General features: G+C 68.4%; 7 protein-coding genes. 4 read left to right on the plus strand and 3 right to left on the minus strand.

Features of this window, described 5'->3' with window-relative positions:
* Nucleotides 1-323: 323 nt before the first annotated feature.
* The 4 genes from NJ4_RS24620 to NJ4_RS24635 are packed head-to-tail and all read left to right on the plus strand — an operon-like array spanning nt 324 to nt 4,012.
* Complete coding sequence (locus NJ4_RS24620; protein ID WP_067442037.1) at nt 324-1,352, plus strand: extracellular solute-binding protein; 1,029 nt, start codon at nt 324-326, stop codon at nt 1,350-1,352.
* Nucleotides 1,349-2,197, plus strand: coding sequence for a sulfate ABC transporter permease subunit CysT (cysT, locus tag NJ4_RS24625; protein WP_067442039.1), 849 nt, complete (start codon nt 1,349-1,351; stop codon nt 2,195-2,197). Before NJ4_RS24620 ends, cysT begins: the two co-directional genes overlap by 4 nt.
* Nucleotides 2,190-3,041 carry a sulfate ABC transporter permease subunit gene (locus NJ4_RS24630; protein WP_082749140.1) on the plus strand — a complete coding sequence of 284 codons (852 nt, stop codon included), beginning with the start codon at nt 2,190-2,192 and terminating at the stop codon, nt 3,039-3,041. Before cysT ends, NJ4_RS24630 begins: the two co-directional genes overlap by 8 nt.
* Nucleotides 3,038-4,012 (plus strand): sulfate/molybdate ABC transporter ATP-binding protein, encoded by a 975-nt coding sequence (locus tag NJ4_RS24635; RefSeq protein WP_067442042.1) that lies wholly within the window; start codon nt 3,038-3,040, stop codon nt 4,010-4,012. Before NJ4_RS24630 ends, NJ4_RS24635 begins: the two co-directional genes overlap by 4 nt.
* Nucleotides 4,013-4,042: 30 nt before the next feature.
* Here the strand turns inward: NJ4_RS24635 and NJ4_RS24640 are convergent, their stop codons facing one another.
* From NJ4_RS24640 to NJ4_RS24650, 3 genes are all read right to left on the minus strand, one after another.
* A complete protein-coding gene (locus tag NJ4_RS24640) occupies nt 4,043-4,804 on the minus strand; it encodes an urease accessory protein UreD (protein ID WP_067442045.1) in 762 nt (253 codons plus the stop codon).
* The gene (gene ureG, locus NJ4_RS24645; RefSeq protein WP_067442048.1) at nt 4,801-5,514 is read right to left on the minus strand and encodes an urease accessory protein UreG; all 714 of its coding nucleotides are present in this window, start codon (nt 5,512-5,514) and stop codon (nt 4,801-4,803) included. The genes NJ4_RS24640 and ureG overlap by 4 nt, the downstream gene beginning before the upstream one ends.
* On the minus strand, nt 5,504-5,791 hold a 288-nt coding region (locus NJ4_RS24650), incomplete at its 5' end, for an urease accessory UreF family protein (protein ID WP_322787653.1). The genes NJ4_RS24650 and ureG, both read right to left, overlap by 11 nt.

The following is a 5,791-nucleotide window of genomic DNA, read 5'->3' on the forward strand; positions in this document are numbered from 1 at the left end:
GTCGAGCTGCCGGACCTGCTTGGTCACCTGACCTACCTACTTCCTGCTGTCGTGGCCCGCGGAGTGACGGCGTACCCAAAGTATGCCAAAACTGAAACACGTTCCAGAAATCTCACGGCGCAATGCGTTGTCATGCCTGCCGCCACCCACCTTAGTCCGCACTCCCGGGTCGCACGGCACGTCTCCCTGAGTGGTCCGGGGAGGCGTGGCGAAGGTTCTCGGTTTCCCATGGCGGGCTCAATGCAGACCATTTCACGTAAGTCGCGTAAACTTCTGAACATTATCCAGATGAACGCCTCTCGGGTGGGCGGGAAAGAGACGCGATGAAGAACAAGTTCAAGGTTGCGGCGATCGCCTCGGTCGTCGGGGTGCTGGCCTTGTCAGGGTGCAGCAGTGCGGGTGGCAGCGGAGACGCCAACACCGTCAACATCGTCGGCTTCGCTGTGCCCGAGGCGGCCAACGACGCAATCGCCGACAAGTTCCAGGAGACCGACGCCGGCAAGGACGCCACGTTCTCCGGGTCGTACGGCGCCTCGGGGGACCAGAGCCGCAAGGTGCTGGACAACAACGGCAAGGACGTCGACTACGTCCACTTCTCGCTCGAGGGCGACGTGACCCGCCTGGTCGACGCCGGCCTCATCGCCGAGGACTGGAACCAGGGCCCGAACAAGGGCATCGTCTCCTCCTCGGTCGCGGTGATCGCGGTCGAGAAGGGCAACCCTCTGGGGATCAAGGACTTCGGGGATCTGACCCGCAGCGACGTGAAGGTGATCACCGCGGATCCGGCCTCCTCCGGCTCGGCGCGCTGGAACGTGCTCGCGCTCTACAGCTACGCCAAGGCGCAGGGCATGTCCGAGGCCGCGGCCGACACCTACCTGAAGAAGGTCTTCGGCAACGTGGTGACCTGGGCGGCCAGTGGTCGCGAGGCCACCGAGGCGTTCAAGAAGGGCGTCGGCAACGTGCTGATCACCTACGAGAACGAGGCCATCCTGGCCAAGCAGAACAGTGAGCAGCTCGACTACATCGTTCCCGACGCCACGTTCCGCATCGACAACCCTGGTGCGGTGCTCAAGGACGCCGACGAAGTCGCCACCGACTGGCTCGACTTCGTGCTCAGCGACGAGGGCCAGACCGAGTTCGTGAAGAAGGGGTTCCGCCCCGTCGGAGACCTGGACATCAGTGGCATCGAGGTCCAGGGCGCCAACGACCCGTCCGACCCGTTCCCGGTTCCGTCGAAGCTGGCCACCATCGATGACCTCGGTGGCTGGTCGAAGGTCAGTGCCGAGTGGTTCGGCAAGGACGGCAAGAAGCTGCGCTTCGACAAGCTGTACGCCGAGGCCACGAAGAAGTGAGCACCACAGTTGCTCCACCCGTGGGGCCGGCGCGCACGCGCCGGCCCTCCGGTGGGTTGTTCCGGCTCAGCACGGCCTCAGGGATCGGACTGGGTCTGAGCCTGGTCTGGTTCAGCATCCTGGTGCTGCTCCCGCTCTCTGCCGTGGTGGGTGCAGCCGCGGCAGGAGGCTGGACCGCCTTCGCGGGGACCCTGACCGATCCCCAGACCTTCGCCGCCCTGCGCCTCACGGTGGTCGAGGCGCTGCTGGTCACCGTCGTCAACGCCGTCATCGGCACCATCGTGGCCTGGGTCCTCGTGCGGGACGACTTCGTCGGCAAGCGGCTGCTCGACGTCGTCATCGACATCCCCTTCGCGCTGCCCACGATCGTGGCCGGTCTGGTGCTGTTGAGCCTCTACGGTCCCGAGAGCCCGGTCGGGTTCAACATCGTCAACACCCGCGAGGGCATCTTCCTGGCGCTGTTGTTCGTGACCTTGCCGTTCGTCGTACGGACCGTTCAACCGGTGTTGATGGAGATCGAGGTCGAGGCCGAGGAGGCAGCCGCCTCGTTGGGTGCCTCCCGGTTCACCACGTTCCGACGGGTGATCCTGCCGAGCCTGGTGCCGGCGATCACCGCCGGTTCCTCGCTGGGCTTCGCCCGCGCCATCTCGGAGTTCGGCTCCCTGGTCCTGATCTCGGGCAACACGCCGTATCAGACCGAGGTCGCCTCGCTGAAGATCCTGAAGTTCCTCGAGGGCGACAACCAGGCGGGGGCGGCCGCGGTCGCCGTACTTCTCCTGCTGGTGGCGGTCGTGGTGATCGTGGCCCTCGACATCATCTCCAGGAGGGTGGCACGTCGTGGCTGAGACCAAGGAGATCCGACAGCACAAAAGCGTCGTGACCTACGGGTTGCGCTTCTTCGTCATCGCCTACCTGTTCGTGCTCGTGGTCTGGCCGCTCAGCGAGGTCGTCAAGCGGACGTTCGCGCCGGTGGAGCCCGACGCGGCCGGCGGCTTCGGGGCCTTCCTCGAGCGACTGCAGGATCCGAGCGTGACCTACGCCTTCGGGCTCACCGTCACCTGCGCCTTCTGGGCAGTGCTGATCAACACCGTGTTCGGGGTCGGCATCTCGCTGCTCCTGGTGCGCTACGACTTCCCGGGCAAGCGGGTGCTGTCGGTGCTCGTCGACCTGCCGATGTCGGTCTCGCCGGTGGTCGTGGGGCTCGCGCTCGTGCTGGCCTACTCGACCGGCTCCGGCTGGTTCGGGAGTGCCCTCGAGTCCGTGGGCATCTTCGTCATCGGCTCGACACCGGGCCTGATCATGGCCACGGCGTTCGTCAGTCTGCCGTTGGTGATCCGCGAGATCATCCCGGTGCTCGAAGAGATCGGCACGGACGCCGAGATGGCGGCCAGCAGCCTCGGTGCCAACGCCTGGCAGAGCTTCCGCCGGATCACCCTGCCCAGCATCAAGTGGGCCGTGGCGTACGGCGTCGTGCTCAGCCTGGCCCGATCCCTCGGCGAGTTCGGCGCGGTCAAGATCGTCAGCCCCGGCGCCGAGTTCCGCGGCGAGACCGCCACTCTCCTCATCCAGAACCGCTACGGCAACTACGACGAGTCGACGGCCTACGCGGCAGCCTTCGTGCTGGTGCTCGCCGCCGTGCTCGCGCTGGTCGTGGTCACCTTCATCCGTCGACCGGAGGAACGCTCATGAGTATCGACATCACCGGAATCAACAAGAAGTACGGCGACTTCGTCGCACTCGAGGACATCAACGTCTCGCTGCCGACGGGTCAGCTCACCGCCCTCCTCGGGCCGTCGGGAGGCGGCAAGTCGACCCTGCTGCGCATCATCGCCGGCCTCGACACCGCCGACTCCGGGACGATCAACATCGAGGGCGCCGACGCGACCCGGTTGCCTCCCCAGAAGCGCAACGTCGGCTTCGTCTTCCAGCACTACGCGGTCTTCAAGCACATGACGGTGGCCAAGAACGTGGCCTTCGGTCTCGAGATCCGCAAGCGACCCAAGGCTGAGGTGGCCGCGAAGGTCGACGAGCTGCTCAAGCTGGTGCACCTCTCGCAGTTCGCTCACCGGCTGCCGTCGCAGCTCTCCGGTGGTCAGCGACAGCGGCTGGCGCTGGCCCGGGCGCTGGCCGTGGAACCGACCGTGCTGCTGCTCGACGAGCCGTTCGGCGCGCTCGACGCGAAGGTGCGCAAGGAGCTGCGCGACTGGTTGCGGCGCCTCCACGACGAGGTGAACGTGACCACGGTCTTCGTCACCCACGACCAGGAGGAGGCCCTCGAGGTCGCCGACGAGATCGTGGTCATCAACGAGGGTCGGGTGGAGCAGATCGGCACCCCCGACCAGCTCTACGACGAGCCGGCCAACGACTTCGTGATGAGCTTCCTCGGCGAGGTCACCACGTTGAACGGTCAGCTGATCCGGCCGCACGACGTCGAGATCGCGGCCATGCCGCAGCACGGTGACGCGGTCCAGGCCGTGGTGTCACGCTCCCTGCGGGTGGGGTTCGAGGCCCGGGTCCAGGTGCTGACGGACAACGGTGAGGAGGTGACCGTCGTACTCACCCGGTCGCATGCGCGTCACCTCGGCCTCGAGGCCGGCCAGAACGTGTGGGTGCGTGCGGCCGAGGGCGCGCTGACCGTCCCGTCGCTCCGGGCAGTCTGAGCGCCGCTGCCTCCACGCGGAACATCGCAGTCACCCGGTGGCTGTGATGTTCCGCGACGTGGTTCTCGCAATCAGGTCGGCCTGCCAGCGCTGCCAGGTCGGTGCCAGCACCGCTTCGGCCACGTGGGCCTGATCGGCCACCGACCGGGCGAGTGCACCGGGCCCGGCGAGCAAGGTCTCGTGCTCGGCGAGCGACGCCTCGGGACACAGACCGAGCAACGTGGTCGTCGCGACCACGCGGTGGCCGCCGAGCACGCCGGGCGCCGAACGCAGCACCGGGTCACTCAGGTCGACGTCCTCCACCAGCAACGGTCGGCCGTCGTACGTCGCGCGCAGTGTCGAGCGGACACTGCCGCCGTCCTCCGCGCTGCGTCCGAGCACCAGGGTCTCGTGGTGCAGCATCGCGGCGCCGTCGCCCAGCTCGATCGTGGTGCCGCGTTCCACCTCCGCGCCGTGCGACACCACGAACGGTGCGCCGCCCCAGACCAGGCTGCCGCCCTCGGCCACCCGGATCGTCGCCGACCACGTGCACGAGCCGCCGCGGGCGTTGTAGGCGACGGTGGCGGACGGCTCGACCAGCTCGAGGTGCGCGCCCGGGCCAACCTCGATCTCGAGGCGCACGTGATCGCCGGAGAGCAGGCTCGCGCAGGCGGCCACCAGTGCCACCCGGACCCGGTCCGGCTCGGTGTGCACGGCCCGCGGGCGGACGTACCTGCTGGCGTCGAGCCGGGTGATCCGGTGGTGGGTGGGAGTGCGCTCCACGAGGATCCGGAGCGGCGCGTCAGTGGTCACCCGTGCGTGTGGTCGTGGTCGGGGGCATGGAAGTGCGGAGCCATCGGGCCGGGGTCCTGCGGCACGTGTTGGCCCTGCTGGTGTGCGACGGCCAGCGCGCTGACCCAGGCACACAAGGCATCGACCGACGACTGGTCGTGCTGGCTCACCGGCAGCACCGGGAGGCCGTCGCGCACGGCACCGGCATCGGCGACCATCTGCTCCGCGTCGACCCCGACGTACGGCGCCAGGTCGGTCTTGTTGATCACCAGGAGGTCCGCGCGCTCGATGCCGGGGCCGCCCTTGCGTGCCACGTCCCCGCCGCCGGCCACGTCGAGGCAGAAGATCTGGGCGTCGACCAGCGCGGGGCTGAAGGTGGCGGTCAGGTTGTCGCCGCCACTCTCGACGATCACCAGGTCCAGGGGCGCGAAGTCGTGCTCGAGGTCCTCGACGGCCAGCAGGTTGGCGGTCACGTCGTCGCGGATCGCGGTGTGCGGGCAGGCCCCGGTCTCGACCGCCCGGATGCGTTCGACGGGCAGGACGCCGGCCGCGCGCAGCTGACGGGCGTCCTCGTCGGTGTAGATGTCGTTGGTGACCACCGCGATCTCGAGCTGCGCGGACAACCCGCGGCACAGGGTCGCGATGATCGTGCTCTTGCCGGTGCCGACCGGCCCGGCGACGCCGAGGCGCAGGGGTCGCGCGGGGGCGGGTGTCGATGTGTCAGGAAACAAAGATCCTCCTCGTGGAGTGGTGGTGGTCGAGCGACCACAGCTCGACCATGGGTGCAGTCAGGGCAGGAAGGTCGTCGGGGCCCGTGGTGGCCAGGGCCCGTTCGACGACTGCCTCGATGGTGGCCGCGGAGGCCAGCAACCAGCCGGTCGCGTCGGCGGGGTCGACGGGCAACAGCTTGAGCGAGGCGGCGGCCACGGTCTGCGCGTCGTCGTAGAGGCTGGCCCGGGCGGTCGCCGCCGCGTTCATGCCGAGCGCGGCGCCGACCACGCCGAGGGC

It is taken from the genome of Nocardioides jensenii JCM 1364 = NBRC 14755, from assembly GCF_001552535.1.
GTDB lineage: Bacteria > Actinomycetota > Actinomycetes > Propionibacteriales > Nocardioidaceae > Nocardioides > Nocardioides jensenii.